Consider the following 26,119-nt stretch of genomic DNA (forward strand, 5'->3'; position numbering starts at 1 on the left):
CGCGCCGCGACCGGGCAAATATTCATCACATGATGATTTCATCGCGTGATGAATTCTCCGGGCCTCACGGCGCCCCCGCCGTGGCCATCGAGCACCTCCGGGTGGTCCGCGGCAAGCGGCCGGTGCTGCACGATCTGTCGGTGCGGATCGCCCCCGGTGCCATCACCGGCCTGCTCGGGCCGTCGGGCTGCGGAAAGACCACCCTGATGCGCTGCATCGTGGGCACCCAGGTCATCACCGCCGGACGCGTCGATGTGCTGGGCAGCCCGGCCGGCTCGGCGCCGCTGCGCCACCGGGTCGGTTACATGCCTCAGCAGCCGACGATCTACGACGACCTGCGGGTGATCGACAACGTGCGGTACTTCGCGGCCCTGGCGGGCGTCGACACCCAGGCCGCTGACGAGGCGGTCCACGCGGTGGATCTGCAGCGCCACCGCGCCGACTACTGCGCCAACCTGTCCGGGGGGCAGCGCGCTCGGGTCTCACTGGCCTGCGCGCTGGTCGGCCGGCCGGACCTGCTGGTGCTCGACGAACCGACGATCGGCCTGGACCCGGTGCTGCGCGCGGAGCTCTGGCACCAGTTTCAGACACTGGCCCGGCGCGGCACGACGCTGCTGGTGTCCAGCCACGTGATGGACGAGGCCGAGCACTGCGGCGATCTATTGCTGATGCGCGAGGGCAGGCTGCTGGCGCGCACCTCGCCGAGACGACTGCGAGAGGAGACCGGATGTACGTCGATGGAGGAAGCGTTCCTGTCCGTCATCCGGCGCACCACCGCGCCCCGGGCCGGCTGACCGGAACGCTGCAGCTGCGGCCGTTCCTGGCGACCACGCAACGGATCCTGCGGCAACTGGCCGGGGACCACCGAAGTGTCGCGATGGTGCTGCTGCTGCCCAGCCTGGTCATCACCCTGATGTATTTCATGTTCGGCAACGCCGTGCACCCGCCGGGTACGCCGTCGCCGTTCAACGTCGCCTGCCTGATCCTGCTGGGACTGTTCCCGCTGTTCTTGATGTTCGTCATCACCGCGATCACGATGCAGCGCGAACGCGCGTCGGGAACACTGGAGCGCATCTTGACCACCCCGCTGCGCCGGCTCGACCTGCTGGCCGCCTACGGGACGGCGTTCTCGATCGCCGCGGCCGCCCAGGCCGTGCTGGCCTGCGTGGTCGCGTTCTGGTTACTGGGCTTCGAGACCGTGGGCAGCCCAGCGTGGGTGTTCGTGATCGCGATCGTCAACGCCGTGCTCGGCGTCGGTCTGGGCCTGTTGTGCAGTGCCTTCGCCCGCACCGAATTCCAAGCCGTGCAGTTCATTCCGCTCGTCATGGTGCCGCAACTGCTGCTGGCCGGAATCATCGTGCCGCGCGCGGCGATGCCCGAGTGGCTGCAGTGGATCAGCAACGCGTTGCCGGCCAGTTATGCACTCGAAGCGCTTCAGCAGGTGGGCACCCATCCGGAGCTGACCGGGGTGGCGGTGCGCGACATCATCATCGTGCTGGCGTTCGCGGTCGCCGCGCTGGCCCTGGCGGCGGTGACGCTGCGGCGACGGACGGCGTGATGTCCGCCGAAATGACCAACCGGAGGCCGGGCCGTCCATCCGGTGCCTCCGGCAGCCGGGAGAGGATTCTGGCGTCCGCACGGGAGCTGTTTGCCCGCAACGGATTCGGGAACACCTCGATCCGGGCGGTGGCCGCCGATGCGGGCGTCGACGCCGCGCTGGTGCACCACTACTTCGGTACCAAACAGCAGCTGTTCGCCGCCGCCACCGAGCTGCCGATCGATCCGATGGTCGTGCTGGGACCGTTGCGGGAAACCCCTGTCGATCAGCTCGGCCGCACCCTCCCGGAGCTGCTGTTGCCACTGTGGGATTCGCAGTCCGGCACCGGATTGATCGCGGCCATGCGCTCGATGCTCACCGGAACCGAAGTGCCGCTGGCTCGTTCGTTCTTCCGCGACATCGTCGTCGCAGAACTGGCCCACCGCATCGACGAACCGGACGGAACCGGCGTCCTGCGTGCCGAGTTCGCCGCGAGCCAACTGATGGGCATCGTGGTAGCCCGCTACATCGTCGGCCTGGAACCACTGGCCTCACTGCCTGCCGAGCAGATCGTGGACATGGTCGCCCCGACCCTGCAGCGCTATTTCACCGGCGATCTGCCGGAGGGGCCTGGGCGATGAGGCGGGCGTGCTCGTCGTCGCCGATGGTGGCGGCCTCGTCGACCAGCAGCACCGGAATGCCGTCCTCGATGCGATAGGCGCGGCGCATGCGCGGGTTGTAGAGCACCCGGTCCCCGGAGCGCTCCACCAGCAGCAGCGGCCCGCGGTCGGAAGGGCAGACCAGAATGGCCAACAGGTCGGGGTCGATCACTTGTGGCCCCCGGCCAGTTCGGCGCGCACCGCGGCGGTCAGCCGCTTGAAATGCTGACCGGCAGCATCGAAGTACCAGGAGTTCCGGCCCGCCTTGGGCAGTCCGGTCTCGCGCAGCGCACCCAGCGTCGGGCGGTAGACGGCGCTCAGCGGCAGATCCGGCACGACATGGATGACATCGGGCCCGGCGCCGACGGGCATCGCGGCCACCGCCTCACTGAGGTCCGCGGCGGTGATCGTCGCACCCGGGCGCACCGTCAACGCCGACACCACCAGGTCCGCAGCTCCGGGCGAGCCGGCCGGCACCCGATAGGTCACCGCCAGATCCACGCCGTTGACGGTGCCCAGGGCGTCGGTGATCAACACCGGATAGGCCGTCCCCCGGTCGGTGTGCACGCTCGACCCGCGCCCACCGGCCAGCCAGTAGTCGCCGTCGGCGTCGCGCCGGAACAGGTATTCGGTGGAGATCCAGGTGTCGGCCGGGGCGAACACCCCCCGTTTGACCGAAGCCGACGGGTCGATCGGGCCGCGCGGCTTGGCCAACAGCACGCCGACCTCGTCGGTCTCGGCGATGCGCACGAAGCCACGGTCACCTTCCAGGATCAGGTCGTTTTCGGGGTCGTAGGCGGCCAGCTCCACCTCGACCGCGCCGGGCAGCGGGCGCCCCTTGCTGCCGACCTTGACGCCGGAGACGTTGGCCAACACCGCCTGGCCGTCGGTGGTGGCGAAGAACTCGACCACGTGGGCCGGCGCGAACGCCTCGGTGACCCGGTTCCACAGACCGACCGGCATACCGGAGCCGATGAACAGCCGCACCGGGTGGTTGCCCTGCAGCACGAAGTTCGGGTCGTCGATGACCTCACGCAGCATCGCCCAGGTGTAGGACACCACGCTGACCCCGTACTGGCGGACCTCGGCGACGAACCGGTCCGGGTTCAGGCCACGCGACAGCGCGATGCGCGCCCCGCCCACCACGGCGCCGCCCAGGCTGACCAGCAGCCCGGACTCATGGTGCAGCGGCGTCAGGCAGTACAGCGTGTCGTTGGCCCCCAGCGCGGCCGTCGAGGCGGTGCCGAACGCCGAGAGCGCCCAGCGGTAGTTGGTGATCTGCTTGGCCACCAGCTCGCCGGCCATCGTGCCGAAGGCGACGAAGGCCAGGTCGCGGGCGAATCCCGGGTTGGGCCGGTACCAGCCGGGCAGCTCGACGGCGTCAGGGTCGATCTGCTCCATGTCGACGACGTCGACGTCGTCGGGCAGGCCCAGATCACGCGTCTCACCACCGCCGAGCACCAGCACCTTGCAGTCCAGTTCCCGGGCAGCCGCGATGGCATTGTCCAAATTGCCCGGGCCGCTGATGATCTCGGAGATGCCGCCGAGGCGCGCGGCCGCGACCAGATCGCCGTCGGGCGGCATCAGTACGGCGACCGCTCCCAGTCGAGACAGCGCCGCAATCGCAACCATGGCGCTGGGCCGGGTGGCCATCAGCACACCGACATGGACGCCTTGGCGCACCCCGACGTCGATCAGCCCGCGCACCACGTTGTCGATACGTTTGTTGACCGCCTCATAGGTGTGCACCCGCCCGTCGAACAGCAGGAACTCGCCGTCAGGTGACTCGGCGGCCTGTTCATCGATGATGCGGCCCAGTGAGATTCGGGTGTGGTCGTTGATCTGGCCGAGCCTGGCCAATCGGGGCAGGGTGCGGGCCGTCTCGACCGCCATGGTCCGCATCGATTTCTGCGCCGCCACCAAGGCGTCGGCGGCCCCGCGGGCCAGCGTGAGCGCGACACCGCCGGCCTCCCCCAGCCCGTGCGCGACCCGCGACGTCATCGCCACGCCGCCCTTGGTGCGTTCGGAGGTCTGATCGGCCATCAGCGCCACGCCGGCAGGCTGCGGACCCTGGCCCTCTTGCCACAGCACCCAGTCGGCGACCGTCGGCCAGGTCAGTTCGGCGGCTTTGGACCCCACCACCAGACCGAAATGCCCGGCCCGCAGCAGGTATTCGAAGACCTTCGCGTTGGGAGCGGCGCGGCGGATACCGCGGACCGCAACCGGCTGACCGATATCGTCGACCTCGCCGACGAAGGCCAGCACCGGGCAGGTGATGTCGGTCAGGGTGACCAGTTGCCCGTTGATCGCGAAGCCACCGGTCATCATCCGGTTGTGGGCGATGAACTGCTTGAGCAGTTCCGAGATCGCCGGACCCGACCAGGCGATCCAGCCCTCCGACTCCAGGAAGCGCCGCTGCGCCTCGCGCGGCAGCAGGGCCTCCCGGTCGTGCAGTTGGCGCAGGAAGTCCATCCGCGCCTTGGCGGTCTTGAGCGGGTCCATCATCTGGAAGCCGAGGCGCGCCTGCCACCCGGAGATGTCCAGCCGGTTGAAGACGTGGTCGGCCATGAAACCCGCGACCCCGGAAGCGATATTGGGCGGCACTCCCATCGGCAGCGCGGCCAGGGTGTCCACCGGGGAGCCGAACGCGATGATGGACGCGATGCTCTTCGAATGCCGGTAGGCGCCGGCCTGATAGGCGAACATGCCGCCCTGGGAGTAGCCGGCCAGGTGCACGTCACGCCCGGCGGTCTCCGCGACGGTGTCGATGGCCTGGCTGAGCCCGACGATGTGGTCGGCCAGATTGCGGCGCATGCCGCCCTCGACCTCGTCGGGTGAGCCGAAATCGATCACCCAGGGATCCACCCCGGCCGCGTGCAGAATGCCGACCGCGCCGTCCTCGCGGGTGACGTCCCACATGTTCGCCGACATCATCATCGGGTGCACCAAGAGCACCGGCGGCCCGGGCTGCGGCTGGCCGGGCCGATTGTCGGGGGGAAAATAGCGCCGCAGCTTGTACATCGGGGTGCTCTCGACGATCTGGAACGGCGACGGCACGGTGCCGGTCTCCAGACCGCCCCAGCGCAGCACCTCCAGGCCGTTCTGCGCGGTGGCCATGAGCCACTCGACCGGCCGGGTGATGGCCGACAGATTCAGATCCACGCTGCTCCCCTACGTCGCGCCCGATCGTCAATGACGTGCACATTCTGGCACATCAGCGCGGTCGGCCCGGCTCGTTCAGCAAGCACCGTCGGGCAGGCAGTAGCGTTCTGGCAGTGGCACACCTGCTCGGAGCCGAGGCCCTTCACCTGCAGTACCCCACCGGCGTGGTGCTCGACTCGGTCACCCTCGGGGTGAATGACGGCGCCCGCATCGGCATCGTGGGTCGCAACGGCGACGGCAAATCCTCTCTGCTGCGGTTGCTCGCCGGTGCCATGACGCCGGACTCCGGCCGGGTCACCCGCCGCACCGGCCTGCGGGTCGCGTTGCTGGACCAGGCCGACACCCTCGACCCCGACCGCACCCTCGGGGCGACGTTGGTCGGCGACCAGGCCGACCACGAGTGGGCGTCCAGCCCGCGTATTCGTGATGTGGTCGAGGGACTGGTGTCCGACATCGCCTGGGATGCGACCGTCTCGGAGCTGTCCGGCGGGCAGCGCCGGCGGGTACAGCTGGCCGCGCTGCTGATCGGCGAATGGGACGTGATCGCCCTCGACGAGCCCACCAACCACCTCGACGTGGAGGGGATCACCTGGCTGGCCGGCCACCTGCAGCAGCGGTGGGCCCGCAACAGCGGCGGCCTGCTGGTGGTCACCCACGACCGCTGGTTCCTCGACGAGGTGGCCACCACCACGTGGGAGGTGCACGACCGCATCGTCGAGCCCTTCCAGGGCGGCTATGCGGCCTACGTCCTGCAACGGGTGGAACGCGACCGGATGGCCGCGGCCAGTGAAGCCAGGCGGCAGAACGTCTTACGCAAAGAGCTGGCCTGGCTGCGTCGGGGCGCGCCGGCGCGTACCTCCAAGCCGAAGTTCCGCATCGAGGCGGCCAACGCGCTGATCGCCGATGTTCCGCCGCTGCGCAACGAGGTCGAGCTTGTGAAGCTGGCGACGGCGCGGCTGGGCAAGGACGTCATCGACCTGCTCGACGTTTCGGTCTCATTCGACGGCCGGGAGGTGCTGCGCGACATCGAGTGGCGGATCGGTCCCGGGGAGCGCACCGGGATCGTCGGCGCCAACGGCGCCGGGAAGTCCACCCTGCTCGGGCTGATCGCCGGCACCGTGACGCCCGACAGCGGACGGGTCAAGCGCGGCAAGACGGTGCGGCTGGGCATGCTCGATCAGCAGTCCGGGGAGCTGGCGTCGCTCGCCGCGGACCGGGTAGCCGACGTGCTGGGCCGGCTGCGCAACGACTACCAGGTCGACGGCCGCGAGATGACCCCGGCTCAACTGCTGGAACGGCTCGGGTTCGGCAGCGCGCAACTGTCGGCGCGGGTCGGTGAGCTCTCCGGCGGGCAGCGCCGCCGGCTGCAGTTGATGCTCACCCTGCTGGCCGAGCCGAATGTGCTGGTGCTCGACGAGCCGACCAACGACGTCGACACCGACATGCTGACCGCCACCGAGGACCTGCTGGACTCCTGGCCGGGCACGCTGATCGTCGTCTCCCACGACCGGTATCTGCTGGAGCGCGTCACCGATCAGCAGTACGCGATCCTGGACGGCCGCCTGCGGCATCTGCCCGGTGGTGTCGACGAGTACCTGCGGCTGGCCGCAGCTGCACGCCGGGTGCCGGTGTCGCGACCGGCGCCGGCTGCTTCGGGGGCACTGTCGGGAGCGGAATTGCGTGCCGCACAGAAAGATCTGACCGCCGTCGAGCGCCGGCTGGCACGGCTGGCCGAACAGATCGAGGCCAAGCATCACGAGCTGGCCGCTTTTGACCACTCCGATCACGTGGGGCTGGCGAAGCTCACCCGGGAGTTGCGTGCTCTGGAGGACGAGGTGACCGAGCAGGAGGGCCGCTGGCTGGAGCTCTCGGAGATCGTCGAATAGCGCAGACTAGCGCGTCAGCGCCGCTCGAAGTGCTGGTAGTCCACCGGCGACTTCCAATTGCCGCCCCAGCGCCAGCCGGCGTCGGTGAAGACGCGCACCGCGGGGTCTCCGGGGTGCAGCAGTCCCGGTTCGATGCGGTGGCGATCCAGATAGACCGCGGCGTTCTTGGGCTCGAACCTGCCGCGATCGACCGACGGATTCAGCAGCGGGTTGATGTCGATGGCACGGCCGTAGGCGTGCTGGGCCCAGTTGCCCGAACCCGGGATCCGCCGGCAGTTGAATGCCGAGGTGTTGTTGTCCTCCATCGACAGTTCATCGTCGCCTCCGCGGTAGTTCGTGACCGACCGCATCTTCTCGATCGGGTAGTCCAGCTGGTAGAGCCGCTCGAATATCGCGACGACCTGCGGAACCAGGTCCTGATGCACGATCAGCTCGCCGCGGTGCGGTCGGGCGTCGAAGCCGAGGTGGGTCACGGTGACCCGCCGCAGCTGCGCCGGGGTGACCGGGCAGCCGGGGCGCCAGCTGACCCCGAGGTCGGCGGCGCTGACGGCGGTGACGGCTGCGGGTGCCGGTTGGGCGTCGGCGGATGGCGGGGGCGTCGCAGGCGAAGCGGCCGGCGGCGGCGCACCGGTGCATTGCGGCAACAGCCCGCACACCGCGATCGCCATCAAAAGGCGCCACGGGCTCAGAACGGTTCGGCGGGCGTTGATCCGCCCACGCTAGCGCAACGCGAGATCGGTCAGCCGTCGACCCACTGGCGCTGCCGCGCAGCGCGTTCGGCAAGGCCGGTCAGCTGATCGGCGACCCGTGCCGGCGCGGTGCCGCCGCGAGCGTGGCGGGATGCCACCGAACCTTCGACGGTGAGCACCTCGCGCACCTGCGGGGTCAGGTCGGGACTGATACCGGCCAGTTCGGAGTCGGTGAGTTCGTCGAGGCCGACGCCGCGCTGTTCGGCGGCCTTGACCGCCGCGCCCGCCGCCTCGTGCGCGGTCCGGAACGGAACCCCTTGGCGCACCAGCCATTCAGCGATGTCGGTGGCCAGCGTGTAGCCGGCCGGCGCCAGCGCGGCCATCCGTTCGGTGTCGAAGCGCAGGGTGCCGACCAGCCCGGCCATCGCCGGCAGCAGCAGCTCCAGCTGGGCCGCCGAATCGAACACCGGCTCCTTGTCCTCCTGCAGATCCCGGTTGTAGGCCAGCGGCTGGGCCTTCAGCGTCGCCAGCAGGCCGGTCAGGTTGCCGATCAGCCGCCCGGACTTGCCGCGGGCCAGCTCGGCGATGTCGGGGTTCTTCTTCTGCGGCATGATCGAGCTGCCGGTCGACCAGGAGTCGTGCAGCACGGCGTAGCCGAACTCCGTTGAGCTCCACAAGATGATGTCTTCGGCCAGCCGGGACAGGTCGACGCCGATCATCGCGAACACGAACGCGGCCTCGGCGGCGAAATCGCGTGCGGCGGTGGCGTCGATCGAATTATCGGCAGCCGCGGCAAAGCCGAGTTCGGCGGCGATCGCGTCCGGGTTCAGCCCCAGCGACGATCCGGCCAGCGCTCCCGACCCGTACGGCGACACCGCGGCGCGGGCGTCGACGTCGATGATGCGGTCCACGTCGCGCAGCAGCGGGTGGGCGTGGGCGAGCAGGTGGTGTGCCAGCAGCACCGGCTGGGCAGACTGCAGGTGCGTCTTGCCGGGCATGATGGCCTCGGGGTGCGCGGCGGCCTGGTGGGCCAGCGCGTCGACCACGTCGAGCACGCCGGCGGCCACGCGACGTACCGCATCGCGTAGCCACATCCGAAACAGCGTCGCCACCTGGTCGTTTCGGGATCGTCCGGCACGCAGCCGGCCGCCCAGGTCGGCGCCGACCCGGTCGATCAGGCCGCGTTCCAGGGCGCCGTGCACGTCCTCGTCGGTGACCAGCGGCCCGAAGCTGCCGTCGGCGACGTCGGCGCCGAGGCTGTCCAGGCCGGCCAGCAACCCGTCGCGCTGGTCGTCGGTGAGCAGCCCGGCGCCGTGCAGCACCTTGGCGTGTGCCTTGGACGCGGCGACGTCGTAGGGGGCCAGCACCCAGTCGAAGTGGGTGGATTTGCTCAGCGCGGCCAGCGCGTCCGACGGGCCTTCGGCGAACCGCCCGCCCCACAGTGATCCCTCGTTGGTGCTCACAGCGCCGTCGCCATCTTCCGGCGAGCAGACACAGAATCGCACCGGCGGGGACTCCCGCACGCGATTCTGTGTCTGCTCGCGGTCAAGGAGTTCACGAGCCCAGATCCCGGCGGGCGGAGATCTTCGAGCTCAACCCGTGGATCTCGACGAACCCACGCGCGGCGCTCTGGTCGAAGGTGTCGCCCTCGTCGTAGGTGGCCAGGTTGAAGTCGTACAGCGACTCCGCGCTGCGCCGGCCGTTGACCGCGATGTGGCCGCCGTGCAGCACCAGCCGCACCTCACCGGACACGTGCTGCTGGGTGTGCGCGACGAACGACTCCAGAGCCGACTTCAGCGGCGAATACCACAGGCCGTCGTAGACCAGCTCGGACCACTTCTGGTCGGTGTGCCGCTTGAACCGGCCGAGCTCGCGCTCCAGGGTGACGTGCTCGAGTTCGGTGTGGGCGGTGATGAGCACCATCGCTCCGGGCGCCTCGTAGATCTCGCGGCTCTTGATGCCCACCAGCCGGTCCTCGACCACGTCGAGCCGTCCCACGCCCTGGGCGCCGGCCCGCCGGTTGAGCTCGACGATGGCCTCCAGCACCGACACTCCCCGGCCGTCGACCGAGACCGGAACCCCGCGCTCGAAACCGATGACCACCTCGTCTGGGGTGTTCCAGTTGACCGTCGGGTCCTCGGTGTAGTCGTAGACGTCCTTGGTGGGGGCGTTCCACAAATGCTCGAGGAACCCGGTTTCCACCGCGCGGCCCCACACGTTCTGGTCAATCGAGAACGGCGAGCGCTTGGTGACGTTGATCGGGATGTCGTTCTCCTCGGCGAACGCGATCGCCTTCTCCCGGGTCCAGGCGTAGTCGCGGACCGGGGCCAGCACCTTGAGATCCGGTGCCAGCGAGGCGAATCCGACCTCGAAGCGAACTTGATCGTTGCCCTTGCCGGTGCAACCGTGCGCGACGGTGCCGCCGCCGTGTTCACGCGCCGCGGCCACCAGGTGCTTGACGATCAGCGGCCGGCTGATCGCCGAGACCAGCGGGTAGCGGTCCATGTAGAGCGCATTGGACTGGATTGTGGGCAGGCAGTAGCCCTCGGCGAACTCGTCGCGGGCGTCGACGACGACGGCCTCGACGGCCCCGCAGTCCAGGGCCCGCTGGCGCACCACCTCCATGTCCTCGCCGCCCTGGCCGAGGTCGATGGCGACGGCGACGACCTCGCGGCCGGTCTCCTTGCCGATCCAGCTGATCGCCACCGAGGTGTCCAGGCCACCGGAATACGCCAGGATGACGCGTTCGGACATCGAGATTCTCCTTGCTTCGTACTGTATCTACTGCAGGTCTTTGAGGGTGGCGGCGAGCTCGGCGCCCGTCATCGGCTCGCGCGCTGCCACGAAGATGGTGTCATCCCCGGCGATGGTGCCGACGACGTACGGTAGCGCGGCCCGGTCGATGGCACTGGCCAGGTAGTCCGCCGCGCCGGGCGGGGTGCGCAACACGGCGAGATTTCCGGTGGCGTCGGTGGAGACGAGCAACTCCCCCAGCAGCCGGCACAGCCGGTCGGTGCCACCGGATACCCCGCGCACCGGGCTGCCGTCCTCGGGCACTACGTACACCCCGGCGCCGCCGTCCACGCCGCGCAGCTTCACCGCGCCGAGTTCCTCCAGGTCCCGCGACAGCGTGGCCTGGGTGACCTCGATGCCGTCGGCGGCCAGCAGCGCGGCCAGCTCGGTCTGGCTGCGCACCGCTTCGGAGGACAGCAGCGCCCGGATGCGGGCTTGGCGGCCCACCCGGGTGACGGAGCTGTCCGGCCGGCTCATCGTGATCGGTCCAGCAACCACACCAACAACGCCTTCTGCGCGTGCAGCCGGTTCTCGGCCTCGTCCCACACCGCGCTGCGCGGCCCGTCGATCACCGCGTCGGTGATCTCGTCGCCTCGGTGCGCCGGAAGGCAGTGCAGGACAGTGACTTCCGAGTCCGCCAGCGCGACGAGCTCGTCGTTGATCTGATAGGGCCGAAACGGCGCGACCCGATCCAGCCCGTCGTCCTCCTGGCCCATCGAGGTCCAGGTGTCGGTGACCAGCACATCGGCGCCGCGAGCCGCCTGGGCCGCATCGGTGGTGACGGTGACCGAGGCGTCGGTGCTGGCGGCCCGCTTGTGCGCGGCGTCCACCACCGCGGGGTCGGGGGTGAAACCGTCCGGGGCGGCGACGGTGACGTGCAGCCCGGCGGTGACGCCGCCGAGCATCAGCGAGTGCGCCATGTTGTTGGCCCCGTCGCCGAGGTAGGTCAGCTTCAGACCTTTGAGCGCGCCCTTGCGCTCGGCGATGGTCTGCAAATCGGCCAGCACCTGGCAGGGGTGAAAGTCGTCGGAGAGCGCGTTGACGATCGGCACCGTGGCGCTGGTGGCCATCGCGGCCAGCCGCTCCTGGGCGAAGGTGCGCCACACGATGGCATCGACATAGCGCGACAGCACCCGCCCGGTGTCCTCCAGGGTTTCGTCGCGGCCCAGCTGGGTGGACCGGCCGTCGACGACGACGGCGTGCCCGCCGAGTTGGGCGATGCCCATCTCGAACGAGAACCGCGTTCGGGTGGAGTTCTTGTCGAATATCACCGCGACCCCGCGCGGGCCCTCCAGCGGCCGGCGACTGAACGGGGCGGCCTTCAATTCTGCTGCCAGGGACAGGATCTCGGCCTGCTCTGCCGGGGTGACGTCGTCGTCGCGCAAAAAATGGCGGATCATCAGGAGTCCTCCAGTGCGGCCGCGGTGTCCAGCACCCCGGGCAGGGCGGTGAGGAAACCGTCGATCTGCTCTTCGGTGATGATCAGCGGCGGAGCCAACCGGACCACGTCGGGTGCGGCGGCGTTGACCAGGAACCCGGCATTACGGGCCGCGGCCTCAACGGCTTTGGCCTTGGGCGCAGTGAGCACGACGCCCTGCAGCAGCCCCTTGCCACGCACGTGGTCCACCAGCGGGTGCTGCAGTTCGTCGATGCCGTGGCTCAGTGCCTTGCCGAGCATCCCCGCCCGGGCGATCAGGTCGCCGTCGGCCAGCGCCCGCAGCACCGCCAACGCGGCCGCGGTGCAGACCGGGTTGCCGCCGAAGGTGCTGCCGTGGCTGCCCGGGGTCAACAGGTCACCGGCCGCCCCGACGGCCAGGCAGGCGCCGATCGGCAGGCCGGCGCCGAGTCCCTTGGCCAGCGTGACGATATCGGGGGTGATGCCGTCGTGTTGGTGGGCGAAGAACGCCCCGGTGCGCCCGACGCCGGTCTGCACCTCGTCGAAGACCAGCAGTGCGCCGTGGGCGGCGGTGATGCCCCGGGCCTCCGCCAGGTAGCCGGCCGGTGGGACGACGACCCCGCCCTCCCCCATGATCGGTTCCAGGAAGACCGCGGCGGTGGTCGAATCGACGGCTTCGGCAAGCGCTTTGGTGTCCCCGTAGGGCACGAAGGTGATCTCGCCGGGCAGCGGCTCGAACGGCGCCCGTTTGTCGGGCTGGCCGGTCAGCGCGAGCGAACCCATGGTGCGGCCGTGAAAAGCCCCTTGGGCGGCAATAACCTTCGTCTTCCCGGTGAGCCGGGTCATTTTGAAGGCCGCTTCGTTGGCCTCGGCTCCGGAGTTGCAGAAGAACACCCGCGCCGGCGCGCCCAGATGGTCGACGAGGCCCTCGGCCAGCGCGATGCCCGGCTCGGTGGCATACAGATTCGAGGTGTGCCCCAGCGTGTTCAGCTGGGCGGTGACGGCCTCGATCACCGCCGGGTGCCGGTGGCCCAGCACGTTGACCGCGATGCCTCCGAGCAGGTCGAGGTAGTTCTTGCCGGATTCGTCGGTGACCACCGCGCCGTCACCGCTGACCAGCGCCAGCGGTGGTGTGCCGTAGTTGTTCGTCATCACCGCCGACCAGCGTTGCTGCAGGCTTGTCACGGGTTCACCACCTTGGTTCCGGTGCCGGCGTTGGTGAACAACTCGACCAGCACGCAGTGTTCGACCCGACCGTCGATGATGTGGGCACTGGGCACCCCGCCGCGCACCGCGCGCAGGCAGGCTTCGACTTTGGGGATCATCCCCGATTCCAGCTTCGGCAGCAGCTGCTCCAGCGCCGTGGTGTCGATCTCGCTGATCAGCGAATCGGTGTCTGGCCAGTCGGTGTAGAGGCCCTCGACGTCGGTGAGCATCAGCAGTTTCTCGGCCTGCAACGCTTCGGCGAGCGCGGCGGCCGCGGTGTCGGCGTTGATGTTGTGCACCACGCCGTCGGTGTCGGGCGCCAACGTGGAGACCACCGGAATCCGTCCCGCGGCAATGAGATCCAGCACCGCAGCGGTGTTGACCTGGTCGACATCGCCGACCAGCCCGATGTCGGTGGCGACGCCGTCGACGTTGACGCTGCGCCGCACCGCGGTGAACAGCGCGGCGTCCTCGCCGGTGATGCCGACGGCATAGGGCCCGTGTGCATTGATCAGCCCGACCAGTTCACGGCCCACCTGGCCGAACAGCACCATGCGCGCCACGTCGAGCACTTCCGGTGTGGTCACCCGGAATCCGCCCTTGAAGTCGCCTTCGATGCCGAGCCGGGAGAGCATGGTGCTGATCTGCGGCCCGCCGCCGTGCACCACCACCGGCTGGACGCCGCAGTTGAGCAGGAACGCCATGTCGGCGGCGAACGCGTGCTTGAGGATGTCGTCGGTCATGGCGTTGCCGCCGTATTTGACGACGACGATCTTGCCGTGCAGCTGCTTGAGCCAAGGCAGCGCTTCGGCTAGCACCTGGGCCTTGTCGTGTGTGGTCAGTTCGCTCATGAGGAATACGCGGAGTTCTCTTCGACGTAGGCGTGGGACAGATCGGTGGTGCGCACGCTGGCGTGTCCGGTGCCCTGGTTCAGCTCGACGGTGACGTGGACATCTGCGCCGGACAGGTCGACCTCGCGGGCGCCGGGCATCGGCATGCCCTCACTGAATACCGGGGAGCCGTTGAAGGACACCGTGATCCGGTCCGGGTCGATCGCGAACGGCACCATTCCCACTGCGGCCAGGACCCGGCCCCAGTTCGGGTCGGAGCCGAATAGCGCGGTCTTGACCAGGCTGTCGCGGGCGATGCAGCGGGCGGCAAGCAGCGCCTCGTCGTCCCTGCCGGCGCCGGTGACGGTGATCGTGACCTTCTTGGTGACACCTTCGGCGTCGGCTTGCAGTTGAGCGCACAGGTCGTCGCAGGCGGCCAGCACCGCGGCGTCGAGATCGTCTTGGCTGGGCGTGATCTCGCTGGCGCCCGATGACAGCAGCAGCACCGTGTCGTTGGTGGAGCAGCTGCCGTCGATGTCGAGGCGGTCGAAGGTCAATGCGGCGGCCCGGCGCAGCGCCCGGTCCAGCGCCGGCGCGTCGGCCCTGGCGTCGGTGGTCAGCACCACCAGCATGGTGGCCAGCGACGGGGCCAGCATGCCGGCGCCTTTAGCCATCCCGCCCAGGGTCCAGTTGTCCTCATGGTGCAGCGCAACCTGTTTGGGCACTGTGTCGGTGGTCATGATCGCCCGGGCGGCCTCGTCGCCGCCGACCAGCCCCCCGGCCATCTCCTGCACCACGTCGGTGACCCCGGTCAGCAGCTTGTCCATCGGCAGCCGGTCGCCGATCAGCCCGGTGGAGCAGACCGCCACCTCGACGGCTCCGGTCTCGGTGCCCCACTTCGACAGCGCGGCGGCGACGGCTTCGGCGGTGGCGTGGGTGTCTTGGAAACCTCCGGGGCCGGTGCAGGCGTTGGCGCCCCCGGAGTTGAGGATCACCGCCCGCAGCCGGCCGCTCTTGAGCACCTGTTGGCTCCACTGGACCGGCGCCGCCTTGACCTGGTTGCTGGTGAACAGCCCGGCGGCGGTGTAATCGGGCCCCTCGTTGAACACCAGCGCCAGGTCCGGCGCGCCGGAAGCCTTGATACCGGCGGCGATTCCGGCCGCCCGGAAACCCGCCGGCGCGGTGACGCCCTGCTCGCGCAGCAGCCGTGTCTCGGTCACGGCGCCACCCCCACCACGGAGAGTCCCTCGGCTTCCGGCCAGCCCAGCGCCAGGTTCATCGCCTGCACCGCGGCGCCGCCGGTGCCCTTGACGAGGTTGTCGATCGCGGAGATCGCGATGAACGTCGAGGCGTCCTCGTCCACGGCGATCGCCAGGTGTGCGGCGTTGCTGCCGATCACCGATCCGGTCTTGGGCAGTTGGCCCTGCGGCAGCAGATGCACGAACGGCTCGGCCTGGTAGGCCTTTTCGTAGGCGGCGCGCAGTTTCGGCAGCGGTGTGGTGGTCTTGGCCGTGCAGGTGGCCAGGATTCCCCGGGAGGCCGGGATCAGCACCGGGATGAAGGAGACGGTGACGTCGCGGTGGGTGACCGCCCGCAGCCCCTGACCGATCTCCGGGGTGTGCCGGTGTGCGCCGCCGATGTTGTAGGCGCGCGCCGAGCCGATCACCTCCGAGCCGAGCAGGTCGACCTTGGCGGCCTTGCCCGCACCGGAGGTGCCGCTGACCGCGACCACCGTGACGTCCGTTTCGACCAGGCCGGCGGCCACGGCCGGGAACAGGGCCAGCAGCGCCGCGGTCGGGTAGCAGCCCGGCACCGCGATCCGCCGGGCGTCCTTGAGCTGATCGCGTACTCCGGGAAGTTCCGGCAGCCCGTAGGGCCAGGTGCCGGCGTGCGCGGAGCCGTAGAAGCGTTCCCAGTCGGTCGGGTCGTCGAGCCGGAAGTCCGCGCCGCAATCCACCACCAGGGTCTCATCGTCGAGCTGCTCGGCCAGCACCGCTGAATGTCCGTGCGGCAAGCCGAGAAATACGACGTCATGGCCGGCCAGCACGTCGAGCTCGGTCGGCTGGAGCACCCGGTCAGCCAGCGGCATCAGGTTGGGATGCTGCTCGCCCATGGTGCTGCCGGCGTTGCCGGCGGCGGTCAGCGCCCCGATGCTCAGTCGGCCGTCGGCATAGGCCGGATGTCCCAGCAGCAGCCGCAGGATCTCACCGCCGGCGTACCCGCTGGCACCGGCCACCGCCACTTTGATCGCTTTGGTCACTGCGCGATTCTGCATGATTATGCGCGGTAATGCAAATTGATAATTCAGTGGGGGGCGCGAGCGTGCGCGGTGGTACGCCCGCGCGCGGCGTGTCGTGGACAAACACGCCCGTTCGCGGAGGAGGGTAGCCGACGATCAGTCCCGCGCTGAATCACGGTAGGCCTCCAACAGCCGCAGCCACACCTCGCTGATCGTCGGGAAGCACGGCACGGCATGCCACAGCCGGTCGATCGGTACCCGGCCGGCGACGGCGATGGTGGCCGAGTGCAGCAGTTCGGCGACGCCGGGGCCGACGAATGTGACGCCGAGCAGATATTCCTGATCGGCGTCGACCACCATCCGCGCCCGGCCGGTGTAGCCGTCGGCGTGCAGTTTGGCGCCCTCCACCGCCTCGCCGATCTCCACGTCGACCACCCGCACCCGGTGACCGGCCTGTTGCGCCTCCTCGGCGGAGAGTCCGACCGCGGCGGCCTCGGGGTCGGTGAAGAACACCTGCGGCACGGCGTGATGGTCGGCGGTGGCGGAATGTGCGCCCCACGGCGCGGTGTCCAACGGCTTTCCGGCCGCCCGAGCACCGATGGCGTCACCGGCGATGCGTGCCTGGTATTTGCCCTCGTGGGTCAGCAGGGCCCGATGGTTGGCATCCCCGCACGCGTACAGCCACCCCTCGCCCACCGCGCCGACCCGGCAGGTGTCGTCCACCTCGAGCCAGTCCCCGGGAGTCAGGCCCACGGTCTCCAGGCCGATGTCATCGGTCAGCGGCGCGCGACCCGTCGCGCACAGAACCTCGTCGACTTCGAGCTCACTGCCGTCGTTCAGTTTCAGCCACACCGGGCCGTCGGGGTCGGGACGCCGCAACCGGGTGACCGAAACACCGGTGCGCACATCGACACCCGCAGCGGTGAGGCTACGAGCCACATATTCGCCGGCGAAGGACTCCATCCGGGGCAGTAGTCCGGAGGTGCGAACCAGCATCGTCACCGAGGCGCCCAAACCCTGCCAGGCGGTGGCCATTTCGGCGCCCACCCCGCCGCCTCCGATCACCGCCAGGCGGGCCGGTACCGAGCTGGCCTCGGTGGCGTGCCGGTTCGTCCAGGGTCGGGCCTCGATGATCCCGGGAACGTCCGGGAGCGCTGCGCGGGTGCCGGTGCAGATCACGACCGCGTGGCGGGCGGTGAGCGTCGTCGTGTCACCGTCGGGTGTGGTGACGACGACCCGTCGTGGCCCGTCCAGGCGCCCGTGGCCGCGCACCAGGGTGGCGCCGATCCCGCCGACCCAGTCCGCTTGGCCGGTGTCATCCCAATCGCCGACAAAGCCGTTGCGGCGGCGGAACACCGCACCGGCATCCAGTGCGCCGGTGACAGCTTCGCGCGCGCCGGCGACCCGGCGGGCATCGTCGAACGCCAGCACCGGTCGCAGCAAGGCCTTGCTGGGAACGCAGGCCCAGTAGGAACATTCGCCGCCCACCAGTTCACGTTCGACGATCGCCACGGTCAGTCCGGCCGCCCGGGCGCGATCGGCGACGTTCTCGCCGACCGGTCCGGCGCCGAGCACGACGACGTCATGGGTTTCGGTCATCTAGGCGAATCCTCCTCGTGGAAGAACGACCGGTGTCGCTCGGCGGGCGGTAGCGATGACGAACAACGGGATGAGCGAAAGAGACCGCGACGGCGTCTGCCGTTGCGGTTCCATCCCAACACGGACGGCCCCGGTCCGCCACCGCGACGGTGCGCAGTTGCACGCTCAGACCCGGCGTGTCGTGTGCTAACACGCACGCTCGGCCAAGGTGGGGACTACCGCAGGGCGGCACCTACGCGCTCGGCGGCGCAGGCCACGGCCGCATCGCGGGCCGCGCTGGCCTCGTCCTCGGTCAGGGTCCGATCCGCCGCCCGGAAGCGCAGCGCGAACGCCAGCGACTTGCGGCCGTCGGCGACCTGCGGGCCGGTGTAGACGTCGAACAGGGCGATGTCCTCCAGCAACTCACCGGCGCCGTCGCGCACCGCATCGGCCACCGACGCGGCAGTGACCTTCTCCTCAACCACCAGCGCGAGGTCCTGGAACACCGCGGGGAACGGCGACACCCGCGGCGCGGGCAGGGACTGCGTGATCGGGACGGCGTCCAGATTCAGCTCGACCGCGCAGGTGCCCTTGGGCAGCCCGGTGCGTTCGATGACGGCCGGATGCAACTGCCCGGCGTGGCCGATCAGGGTCTCGCCCACCAGCACCTCGGCGCAACGGCCCGGATGCCACGGCAGGTACGCCCCGGATCGCAGCGTGACCTCGACCCCGCCGGCGCGGGCGATGACGCGGGCGGCCTCGATGGCATCGGCGGCCTCGACGGGCCGGCCCGGCCCCCACGGGCCGCGGGGTTCGGCCAGCCCGGTCAGCGCCACCGCGATGTGCTGCGGCTGGCGCGGCAGGGCGCCGTCGATTCCGGCGATCTCGGCGTCGCTGGGACGACGATCCACCGCGACGACGGGGATGCCGGCGCTGTCCGGTGTCGGCCGATCCGATTGCACCACCTGGGCGATCGAGAACAGCGCGACATCGCTGATACCGCGGGACACGTTGCGCCCCAATGCTTCCAGCAGGCCGGGCAGCAGCGTGCTGGCCAGTGCCGGCCGGTCGGCCTCCAGCGGGTTGAGCACCGACACCGTGGCGCGGCGCGGGTCGTCCTCGGCGAGCCCCCAGGCGTCGAAGACCCCGGCGGGCAGAAACGGGGTGGTGAGCACCTCGACGTAGCCGGCCAGCGCCAGCGACTTGCCGATCGCGCGGCGGCGACGCTGGACGTCGGTCAGGCCCCGCCCGGCCGGTGCCGCCGGCAGCACCGACGGTATGGATTCCAGCCCCTCGAGCCGCAGCACCTCCTCGACCAGGTCGGCGGGCTGGCGCAGGTCCGGCCGCCAGCTCGGCGGGGCGACGGTCAGAGTCTCGCCGGCGGCGGAGACCGCGCAGCCGATCTGGGTCAGGCGCCGGGCAGTGGTGCCCTCGGGGTAGCTCACCCCGGCGACGCGGTCCGGCAGGTCCGCGGCGATCTCGATCGCCGGCTGCGACCAGTCCTCGACCGGGGGGTCACCGCGCCAGTCGGTCAGGGTGGATTCGACGACTCCCCCGGCGATCTCGGCCAGCAGCGTCGCGCAGCGGTCCAGCACCGCCACCGAGATGGCCGGGTCGACGGAGCGTTCGTAACGCCGGGCCGCCTCGCTGGGCAGGTGCAGGCGCCGCGCGGTCCGCGACACCGCCGCGGGGTCCCAGATCGCGGCCTCCAGCAGCACATCGCGCGAGTCCTCACGCATCTCGGTGCTCCCCGAGCCCATCACGCCGCCGATCGCGGCGGTCGCGACGTCGTCGACGATCAGCACGTCGGCCGGGTCGAGTTTGCGTTCGACGTCATCCAGCGTGGTGACGGTCTCGCCGGGCCGGGCGAACCGCACGCCCAATGCGCCGGTGATCCGCGCCCGGTCGTGGGCGTGCATCGGGTGGCCGAGTTCGAGCATCACGTAGTTGGTGGCGTCGACGGCCGGCGAGATCGCCCGGATCCCGCAGAGCAGTAAGCGGCGTTGCAGCCACCACGGCGACACCGCCGCCGGGTCGATCCCGGTGACGCCGCGAAGCGCGAAGCGGCGCACCCCGGTGTCCGGCTGCACGCTCAGCGGCCACGCCTCACCCTCTGCGGGCAGCGCGGGCACCGCAGCGCGGGAGGCCGGGTCGGCGAAGTCCAGGTCCAGCGCACTAGCCAGATCGCGTGCCAGCCCGCGCACCGACATGCAGTAGCCGCGGTCGGGGGTGATGGCCAGCTCGTACACCACGTCGTCGAGTCCGAGCACCTCGGTGGCGTCGGCGCCCGGTTCGGCGGTGCCGGCCGGCAGCACGAGGATGCCGGAATGGTCTGTGCTCAACCGTATTTCGGACGCCGAGCAGATCATCCCGTCGGAGGTGCGGCCGTAGGTCTTACGGGTGGCGATGGCGAAGTCACCGGGCAGCACCGCGCCGGGCAGGGCTACCACCACCAGCTCCCCGACGGCGAAATTGGTGGCACCGCAGACGATCTCACGTGGCTCGGATTCGCCGACGTCCACGAGGCAAGCCCGGATCGGCTTCTTGAACTCGGTGAGTTCCTCGATCTGGGTGACCCGGCCGACCTTGAACGGCCCGGTCACCGGCCCCAGGGTGTGCACCTCCTCGACCTCGTGCCCGACCCGCAGCAGGGCCTGCTCCATGTCGGATGCGGAGATATCAAATCCGGGCGTGCCGACCGTCAGGACGTCGCGCAACCAGCTGTAGGGAATGCGCATCAGGCACCCACCCCGAACGGCAGGGAGAACCGCACGTCACCTTCGACCATGTCACGCATGTCGGGAATTCCGTTGCGGAACTGCAGGGTTCGTTCCAGGCCCATGCCGAACGCGAAGCCGGAGTATTCGGCCGGGTCGATGCCGACCGCGCGCAGCACGTTGGGGTGGACCATCCCGCAGCCGCCCCACTCGACCCAGCCGGCGCCGCCCTTTTTGCCCTCGAACCAGATGTCGACCTCCGCCGAGGGCTCGGTGAACGGGAAGAAGTGCGGCCGGATGCGGGTGCGTGCGCCCGGCCCGAACTCCGACTGGGCGAAGGCGTCCAGGGTGCCTCGCAGGTGCGCCATGGTCAGCCCGCGATCCACCGCCAGCCCCTCCACCTGGTGGAACACCGGGGTGTGGGTGGCGTCGAGTTCGTCGGTGCGGAAGGTGCGCCCGATCGAGACGACGTAGACCGGCAGTTCGCGCTCCAGCAGGGCGCGGATCTGCACCGGGGAGGTGTGGGTGCGCAGCAGTCGGCGCGATCCGGGCGGGGCGATGTGGAAGGTGTCCTGGTCGCTGCGCGCCGGGTGGTCGACGGGGAAGTTCAGCGCGTCGAAGTTGAAGTGCTCGGCTTCGACCTCGGGGCCCTCGACCAGCTCCCAGCCCATCGCGACGAAGGTGTCGGCGACGTGTTCGGCCAGCATGGTGATGGGATGCCGGGCGCCGACGGGCCGGCGCGCCGAGGGCAGCGTGACGTCGATGCTTTCCGCGGCCAGCACGGCGGCGTCGCGTTCGGCGCGCAGGTCTGCCAGTCGCCGCTCGTAGGCGTGCTGGGCCTCGGTGCGGGCAGCGTTGACGCGCTTGCCCGCGTCGGCCCGCTCGGCCTTGTCCAGTTTGGCCAGGGCCTGGCGGGCCAGGGCCAGCGGCGCCTTGTCACCGAGGTGCTCGGTCTTGGCGTGCGCCAGCGCGTCCAGGTCGGCGGCGGCCGCGAAGGCGTGCTGCGCGGCCTGCAGTGCCGAATTCAGAGTCGCGTCGGAGACGACGGACGGGTCGAACTGTTCAGCAGGCTGATTGCCCACGGACGAGACTCCCCCTACTGGCTGTGACTTGGGTTGAGACGCAAGCGTCGATCTTATCGACATGACGGCGAAAGCCCCGCACGTGGTGTGCGGGGCTTTCGGCCGGTGCGTTGGTTCTAGGGCGTGGGTGCCGGCGTGGGTTCGGCGCCGTCGCCGCCGGCACCGCCTTCGACACCGCTCGTGCCGGTGGGGGCAGCGGGTTTGGCTCCGGCCTCGCCCGCCACACTGCCCGCCTTGCCGCCGGTGCCACCGGTACCGCCGGCTCCGCCCTTGACGCTGCCGACACCGTCACCGCCGTTGCCGCCGGTACCGCCGTCGCCGCCGTGGCCTTCGGTGTCGGTCGCCGTGCTGCTGCCGCCGTTGCCGCCGTTGCCGCCGGCGCCGACGATGACCGGTTGGCCGTTGGTCGGTGCGGTGCCCCCGCTGGTGAGTGTCCCGCCGGCACCGCCGTCACCGCCCTTACCGCCGTTGCCGCTGGTGCTGTTGCCGCCCGCACCGCCGCTACCGCCGTTGTGGGCCCGCCAGGTCGCGTTGCCGCTGTCACCGCCCTTGCCACCGCTACCGCCGTCGCCGGTGGTGCCGGTCCCGCCGGCGCCGCCATTACCACCGGTGCCGCCGGAGCTGAATTTATTGCCGATCAAGCCGTCGGCGCCGGTGCCGCCAGCACCGCCGCTGCCACCGGTCTCGCCGTTGCCGCCTGCCCCGCCGTTGCCGCCGCTGCCGGCAAAGCCCAGGATCTGGCCCTTGCCGGCAATGCTGCCGTTGGCGTCGTTCCAGCCGGAGGCCGCCTTACCTTCGCCACCGCTACCGCCGGTGCCACCGGTGCCACTTGTGCTGGCGCCGCCGGCGCCGCCATTGCCACCGCTGCCACCGGTGATAGTGCCTTCACCGCCGACGCCGCCGTTGCCACCGTTGCCACCGTCGCCGCTGTCGGGAACCGGGGCATCCTCATCGTCACCGGCGGTGACCGTCGCGGCGCCACCAGCACCGCCGGCGCCACCCGCACCGCCCCAGATGACCACGGTGCCCGCCTCAGCATCGGTGGTGCCACCAGCACCGCCGGTGCCACCGTCACCGCCGTCGCCAGTGGTCGCGGCACCACCAGCGCCACCCGCGCCACCCGCACCGGAGACACCGAGGATGGTGCCGGAGCCGAACTTGCCGCTGAATCCGTCAATACCCCAGGTGCCGTCGGACTTCCAGCCGGTCGCGGTTGCGCCCGCGCCACCGTCCCCGCCCTTGCCGCCGTTACCGTCGCCGGTGACTGCGCCGCCTGCACCACCGGCGCCGCCGGTGCCGCCGTACTGGGTGCCGGAGCCGGCGTCACCACCCATACCGCCGTTCCCGCCTTCGCCGTTGGTCGCGGCACCTCCCTTGCCGCCGGCACCACCATTGCCGCCCTTGGTCAGGGTGGCGGGATCAGTGATGGTCGTCGAAGAGCCGTCACCGCCGTTGCCGCCCGTACCGCCGTTACCGTCAACCGTGCCGCCGGCGCCACCGTTGCCGCCGGCCCCGCCGTTGCCGCCGGTAGCCGCGTTGCCAGTGTCATCCTGCTCTGCGTCAGCGCCCTGGCCGCCGTTGCCGCCGTCGCCGTTGGTGCCGCCATTGCCGCCGTCACCGCCGGCGCCACCATTCAGGTGGAGTTCATCTCCTTCGGCGCCGTCGCCGCCGTCGCCACCCTGCGCCCCGGTGGCAACTCCTACGCCGTCCGCGCCATCGGTACCGGCCTCGCCACCGGTGCCGCCGGTGCCTGCAGCACCCGCATCGCCGCCCTTACCGGCGGCGCCGCCGTTACCGGCATTGCCGCCCTGGCCACCGGAACCAAAGCCGTACTGGCCCTTCTGATCCCAGTTACCATCAGCTCCGTTGCCGCCGTTGCCGCCCGCACCGCCGGATCCGCCGTCGCCGCCGTCGCCGCCATTGCCGTTGACGCCTGCGGTTCCGCTCTGCGACGTGCCGCCAGCGCCACCCTTGCCGCCGGCACCGCCATCGAAGCCAGTTCCACCGTTGCCGCCATTGCCGCCGGCACCGTTGTTGACACCAACCACAGCGGCTTCGCCGGCGTCGCCGGTCAGGCCGTGGTCGCCGTTACCGCCATTACCGCCGAGGCCACCGGCACCCCCATCGCCGGACTCAGAAGCGCCGCCGGCACCACCGGCCCCGCCGGCGCCACCGTCGCTGCGGGAACCGTCGCCGCCGTCACCGCCATTGCCGCCATTGCCGCCGTCGCCGAATGTTCCGCCGTTGCCGCCGTTGCCGCCGGCGCCGCCATCACCACCATCGGTACCCTTGCCGCCGTTGCCACCGTTACCCCCGGTGGAGTGGTCAGCTGTGGCATCGGCACCGTCGCCACCGGCACCGCCCTTGCTGGCTTCAAACGGCTTGCCGCTGCCTACATCGCCATGCTCGCCCGACTGCCCCTGTGCCTCGCCGTCGCCACCGCCGTCACCGCCCGCCCCACCATTACCGGCCGTGCCGCCATGGCCAGCGTCACCTCCATCGCCACCGGCACCGAGATGGCCGCCTGAACCCTCGTAGTTCCAGTCACCCTTGGCACCGGCACCGCCGTCGCCGCCAGCACCGGCAGCACCCCCGACGCCTCCATCTCCACCAGCACCGTTCTGTCCAGCCTTGCTGTTTTCGCCGCCACCTTTAACCCCGGCTGCACCACCTTGACCGCCCTTGCCGCCAGCGAAGCCATCGCCGCCGGCCTGGCCGTCATGGCCTTTTCCGTCGTTCTCACCGACGACACCGTTGCCGCCGTTCCCGCCCTTGATCCCGTCGTGCCCGGCGCCGCCGACACCACCGACACCGCCGTTGCCGCCATTGCCCGCGTCGGTGCCGCCAGCACCACCAGCACCGCCGTTACCACCCGTGCCGCCGACGGATACCCCACCGGTGAAGTCGCCCCCGTTCGTGCCGCTGACCCCACCGGCACCACCCGTACCACCGGTACCGCCGTTACCGATCTTGCCGCCATCACCGCCGAGACCGCCATCACCGCCGTTAGCGGCTTCGTGCGCGGCGTCACCGGCACCACCGGCACCACCGGTTCCGCCAGCGCCGCCATTGCCGGCGTCGCCGCCGCTGCCACCCTTGCCACCGACACCACCGTTACCGGCCGCCTGGCCATCCCCGGCGTCCACGCCGGCCCCGCCTGTACCGCCCTTACCCCCATCACCGTTGACCGTGCTGTCCTCGCCGGCCGCTCCCTTGCTGCCGAACGTGCCGCCGTTGCCGCCCGCACCGCCGGAACCGCCCGAGCCGCCTTCACCACCGTCGCCGCCCGCGGCGCCGTCGGGGTTCTCGGCGTCGCCGGCTGCGCCGGTACCGCCCTGGCCGCCGGCGCCGCCGCCGCCACCGTTGCCGCCCGCACCGCCGCCGCCGATCATGGACCTGGTGGCGTTTCCGCCGGCACCCCCGGTGCCACCGGCATTGCCGGCACCACCAACTCCGCCGACGCCGCTATTAGCGGCCCACGTTCCGGCCGCACCGTCCAAGCCGACCGCGCCCGCACCGCCGTTACCGCCCGCGCCGCCGATCCCGAACAGCCAGCCCATGGCATCGCCACCGGTGCCGCCGTTACCGCCCGCGCCGCCGTCGCCGCCAGCGCCGCCGATGCCCATCATGGTGCCGCCGGCACCACCGTCACCGCCGTCTTGTCCATCCCACCCGTCGCCGCCGGCTCCGCCGTTGCCGAATAGCCCGGCCGAACCGCCGTCACCGGGCTCGACACCGTCCTCACCGGCGTAGCCCGCGCCGCCGGAGCCGAACCAGATGCCACCGTCACCGCCGTCGACGTGCTCCGCCGTGCCGTCAGCGCCGTCCCCGAGGTAGAACTGGCCCTCGGGAGCCCAGCCGTTGACCATATCGACGAGCCAGGAGTTGGACGGGCTCTCGATCCAGGCATCGACCGCGGTGTAGAGCGGCTGATAGAACAGCGAGTTCCACAGCGCGGTGATGTCGAACGCGCTGGTCGCGTCGGCCATGCCCGGGCTGGACGCGTCGAACCACGAACTGATGTCCCAGGCGCTGCTGTCCCAGGCACTGGTGTCCCAGCCGGTGGCAGAATCCGAGACCGGGGCGAACAGGTCGGTCAGCCAGTCGAAGTCGAGGTCGGCGTGCGCCGTGGGGGCTGTGGCCAACGGAGCCATACCGAACGCCAGGAACGCCGCCACAGTGCTGCCGGCGCCGGCCAGCCGCTTACCCGCTCGACGACCGTCGTTCCCCTGCCGCTCCCGACCTGACATGTTTCCCCGCTTCTGCGCTGAAGGCGACCTGTGTAGAACTGCACAATTAGATGGCTTGTTCACGCAGACTATTCCAAGGAACGGGGTTCCTCCAC

19 protein-coding genes are annotated in these 26,119 nt (G+C 70.5%); 4 read left to right on the top strand and 15 right to left on the bottom strand.

What is annotated here, in order from left to right; all coding sequences use genetic code 11:
- The first annotated feature begins 29 nt into the window (after nucleotides 1–29).
- Genes G6N23_RS11245 through G6N23_RS11255 form a run of 3 tightly spaced genes read left to right on the top strand, consistent with a single transcriptional unit; the run spans nucleotide 30 to nucleotide 2,178 of the window.
- Nucleotides 30–794, top strand: coding sequence for an ABC transporter ATP-binding protein (locus G6N23_RS11245; RefSeq protein ID WP_085262297.1), 765 nt, complete (start codon nucleotides 30–32; stop codon nucleotides 792–794).
- Nucleotides 728–1,558, top strand: a complete 831-nt coding sequence (locus tag G6N23_RS11250; RefSeq protein ID WP_085262298.1) for an ABC transporter permease — start codon at nucleotides 728–730, stop codon at nucleotides 1,556–1,558. Before G6N23_RS11245 ends, G6N23_RS11250 begins: the two co-directional genes overlap by 67 nt.
- On the top strand, nucleotides 1,555–2,178 hold the full coding sequence (locus G6N23_RS11255) for a TetR/AcrR family transcriptional regulator (protein ID WP_234808701.1): 624 nt from the start codon (nucleotides 1,555–1,557) through the stop codon (nucleotides 2,176–2,178). The genes G6N23_RS11250 and G6N23_RS11255 overlap by 4 nt, the downstream gene beginning before the upstream one ends.
- Here G6N23_RS11255 and G6N23_RS11260 read toward each other — a convergent pair.
- Nucleotides 2,144–2,368: a Trm112 family protein gene (locus G6N23_RS11260; RefSeq protein WP_085262300.1), complete on the bottom strand. Its 225-nt coding sequence runs from the start codon at nucleotides 2,366–2,368 to the stop codon at nucleotides 2,144–2,146. The two genes, G6N23_RS11255 and G6N23_RS11260, sit on opposite strands and share 35 nt — an antisense overlap.
- On the bottom strand, nucleotides 2,365–5,313 hold the full coding sequence (locus tag G6N23_RS11265) for an acyl-CoA synthetase (protein ID WP_234808707.1): 2,949 nt from the start codon (nucleotides 5,311–5,313) through the stop codon (nucleotides 2,365–2,367). The genes G6N23_RS11260 and G6N23_RS11265 overlap by 4 nt, the downstream gene beginning before the upstream one ends.
- A 158-nt stretch (nucleotides 5,314–5,471) precedes the next feature.
- Between G6N23_RS11265 and G6N23_RS11270 the strand changes: the two genes are divergently transcribed.
- Nucleotides 5,472–7,244, top strand: a complete 1,773-nt coding sequence (locus tag G6N23_RS11270; protein ID WP_085262302.1) for an ABC-F family ATP-binding cassette domain-containing protein — start codon at nucleotides 5,472–5,474, stop codon at nucleotides 7,242–7,244.
- Nucleotides 7,245–7,258: 14 nt separating this feature from the next.
- On the opposite strand, the gene G6N23_RS11275 is transcribed toward G6N23_RS11270, so the two are convergent.
- From G6N23_RS11275 to G6N23_RS11335, 13 genes are all read right to left on the bottom strand, one after another.
- Nucleotides 7,259–7,912, bottom strand: coding sequence for a M15 family metallopeptidase (locus G6N23_RS11275; protein WP_085262303.1), 654 nt, complete (start codon nucleotides 7,910–7,912; stop codon nucleotides 7,259–7,261).
- Between the two features lie 71 nt (nucleotides 7,913–7,983).
- Nucleotides 7,984–9,396: an argininosuccinate lyase gene (argH, locus tag G6N23_RS11280; protein WP_085262304.1), complete on the bottom strand. Its 1,413-nt coding sequence runs from the start codon at nucleotides 9,394–9,396 to the stop codon at nucleotides 7,984–7,986.
- Between the two features lie 91 nt (nucleotides 9,397–9,487).
- Nucleotides 9,488–10,687 (bottom strand): argininosuccinate synthase, encoded by a 1,200-nt coding sequence (locus G6N23_RS11285; protein WP_085262305.1) that lies wholly within the window; start codon nucleotides 10,685–10,687, stop codon nucleotides 9,488–9,490.
- Between the two features lie 27 nt (nucleotides 10,688–10,714).
- Nucleotides 10,715–11,203: an arginine repressor gene (locus tag G6N23_RS11290; RefSeq protein WP_085262306.1), complete on the bottom strand. Its 489-nt coding sequence runs from the start codon at nucleotides 11,201–11,203 to the stop codon at nucleotides 10,715–10,717.
- On the bottom strand, nucleotides 11,200–12,126 hold the full coding sequence (gene argF, locus G6N23_RS11295; protein WP_085262307.1) for an ornithine carbamoyltransferase: 927 nt from the start codon (nucleotides 12,124–12,126) through the stop codon (nucleotides 11,200–11,202). The genes G6N23_RS11290 and argF overlap by 4 nt, the downstream gene beginning before the upstream one ends.
- Nucleotides 12,126–13,307: an acetylornithine transaminase gene (locus tag G6N23_RS11300; RefSeq protein WP_095173848.1), complete on the bottom strand. Its 1,182-nt coding sequence runs from the start codon at nucleotides 13,305–13,307 to the stop codon at nucleotides 12,126–12,128. Before G6N23_RS11300 ends, argF begins: the two co-directional genes overlap by 1 nt.
- Nucleotides 13,304–14,179 carry an acetylglutamate kinase gene (gene argB, locus G6N23_RS11305; protein WP_085262309.1) on the bottom strand — a complete coding sequence of 292 codons (876 nt, stop codon included), beginning with the start codon at nucleotides 14,177–14,179 and terminating at the stop codon, nucleotides 13,304–13,306. The genes G6N23_RS11300 and argB overlap by 4 nt, the downstream gene beginning before the upstream one ends.
- On the bottom strand, nucleotides 14,176–15,378 hold the full coding sequence (argJ, locus tag G6N23_RS11310; RefSeq protein ID WP_085262310.1) for a bifunctional glutamate N-acetyltransferase/amino-acid acetyltransferase ArgJ: 1,203 nt from the start codon (nucleotides 15,376–15,378) through the stop codon (nucleotides 14,176–14,178). The genes argB and argJ overlap by 4 nt, the downstream gene beginning before the upstream one ends.
- Nucleotides 15,375–16,433, bottom strand: coding sequence for an N-acetyl-gamma-glutamyl-phosphate reductase (gene argC, locus G6N23_RS11315; protein WP_085262311.1), 1,059 nt, complete (start codon nucleotides 16,431–16,433; stop codon nucleotides 15,375–15,377). Before argC ends, argJ begins: the two co-directional genes overlap by 4 nt.
- 120 nt (nucleotides 16,434–16,553) lie before the next feature.
- Nucleotides 16,554–17,996: a dihydrolipoyl dehydrogenase family protein gene (locus tag G6N23_RS11320; protein ID WP_085262312.1), complete on the bottom strand. Its 1,443-nt coding sequence runs from the start codon at nucleotides 17,994–17,996 to the stop codon at nucleotides 16,554–16,556.
- A gap of 215 nt (nucleotides 17,997–18,211) precedes the next feature.
- Entirely contained in the window at nucleotides 18,212–20,713 is a 2,502-nt protein-coding gene (gene pheT, locus G6N23_RS11325; protein WP_085262313.1) for a phenylalanine--tRNA ligase subunit beta, read from the bottom strand.
- Nucleotides 20,713–21,720: a phenylalanine--tRNA ligase subunit alpha gene (gene pheS, locus G6N23_RS11330; RefSeq protein ID WP_275991851.1), complete on the bottom strand. Its 1,008-nt coding sequence runs from the start codon at nucleotides 21,718–21,720 to the stop codon at nucleotides 20,713–20,715. Before pheS ends, pheT begins: the two co-directional genes overlap by 1 nt.
- 170 nt (nucleotides 21,721–21,890) lie before the next feature.
- Nucleotides 21,891–26,024: a PGRS repeat-containing protein gene (locus tag G6N23_RS11335; RefSeq protein WP_157997530.1), complete on the bottom strand. Its 4,134-nt coding sequence runs from the start codon at nucleotides 26,022–26,024 to the stop codon at nucleotides 21,891–21,893.
- Nucleotides 26,025–26,119 lie beyond the last annotated feature (95 nt).

It is taken from the genome of Mycolicibacter terrae, from assembly GCF_010727125.1.
In the GTDB taxonomy this organism is placed as follows: domain Bacteria; phylum Actinomycetota; class Actinomycetes; order Mycobacteriales; family Mycobacteriaceae; genus Mycobacterium; species Mycobacterium terrae.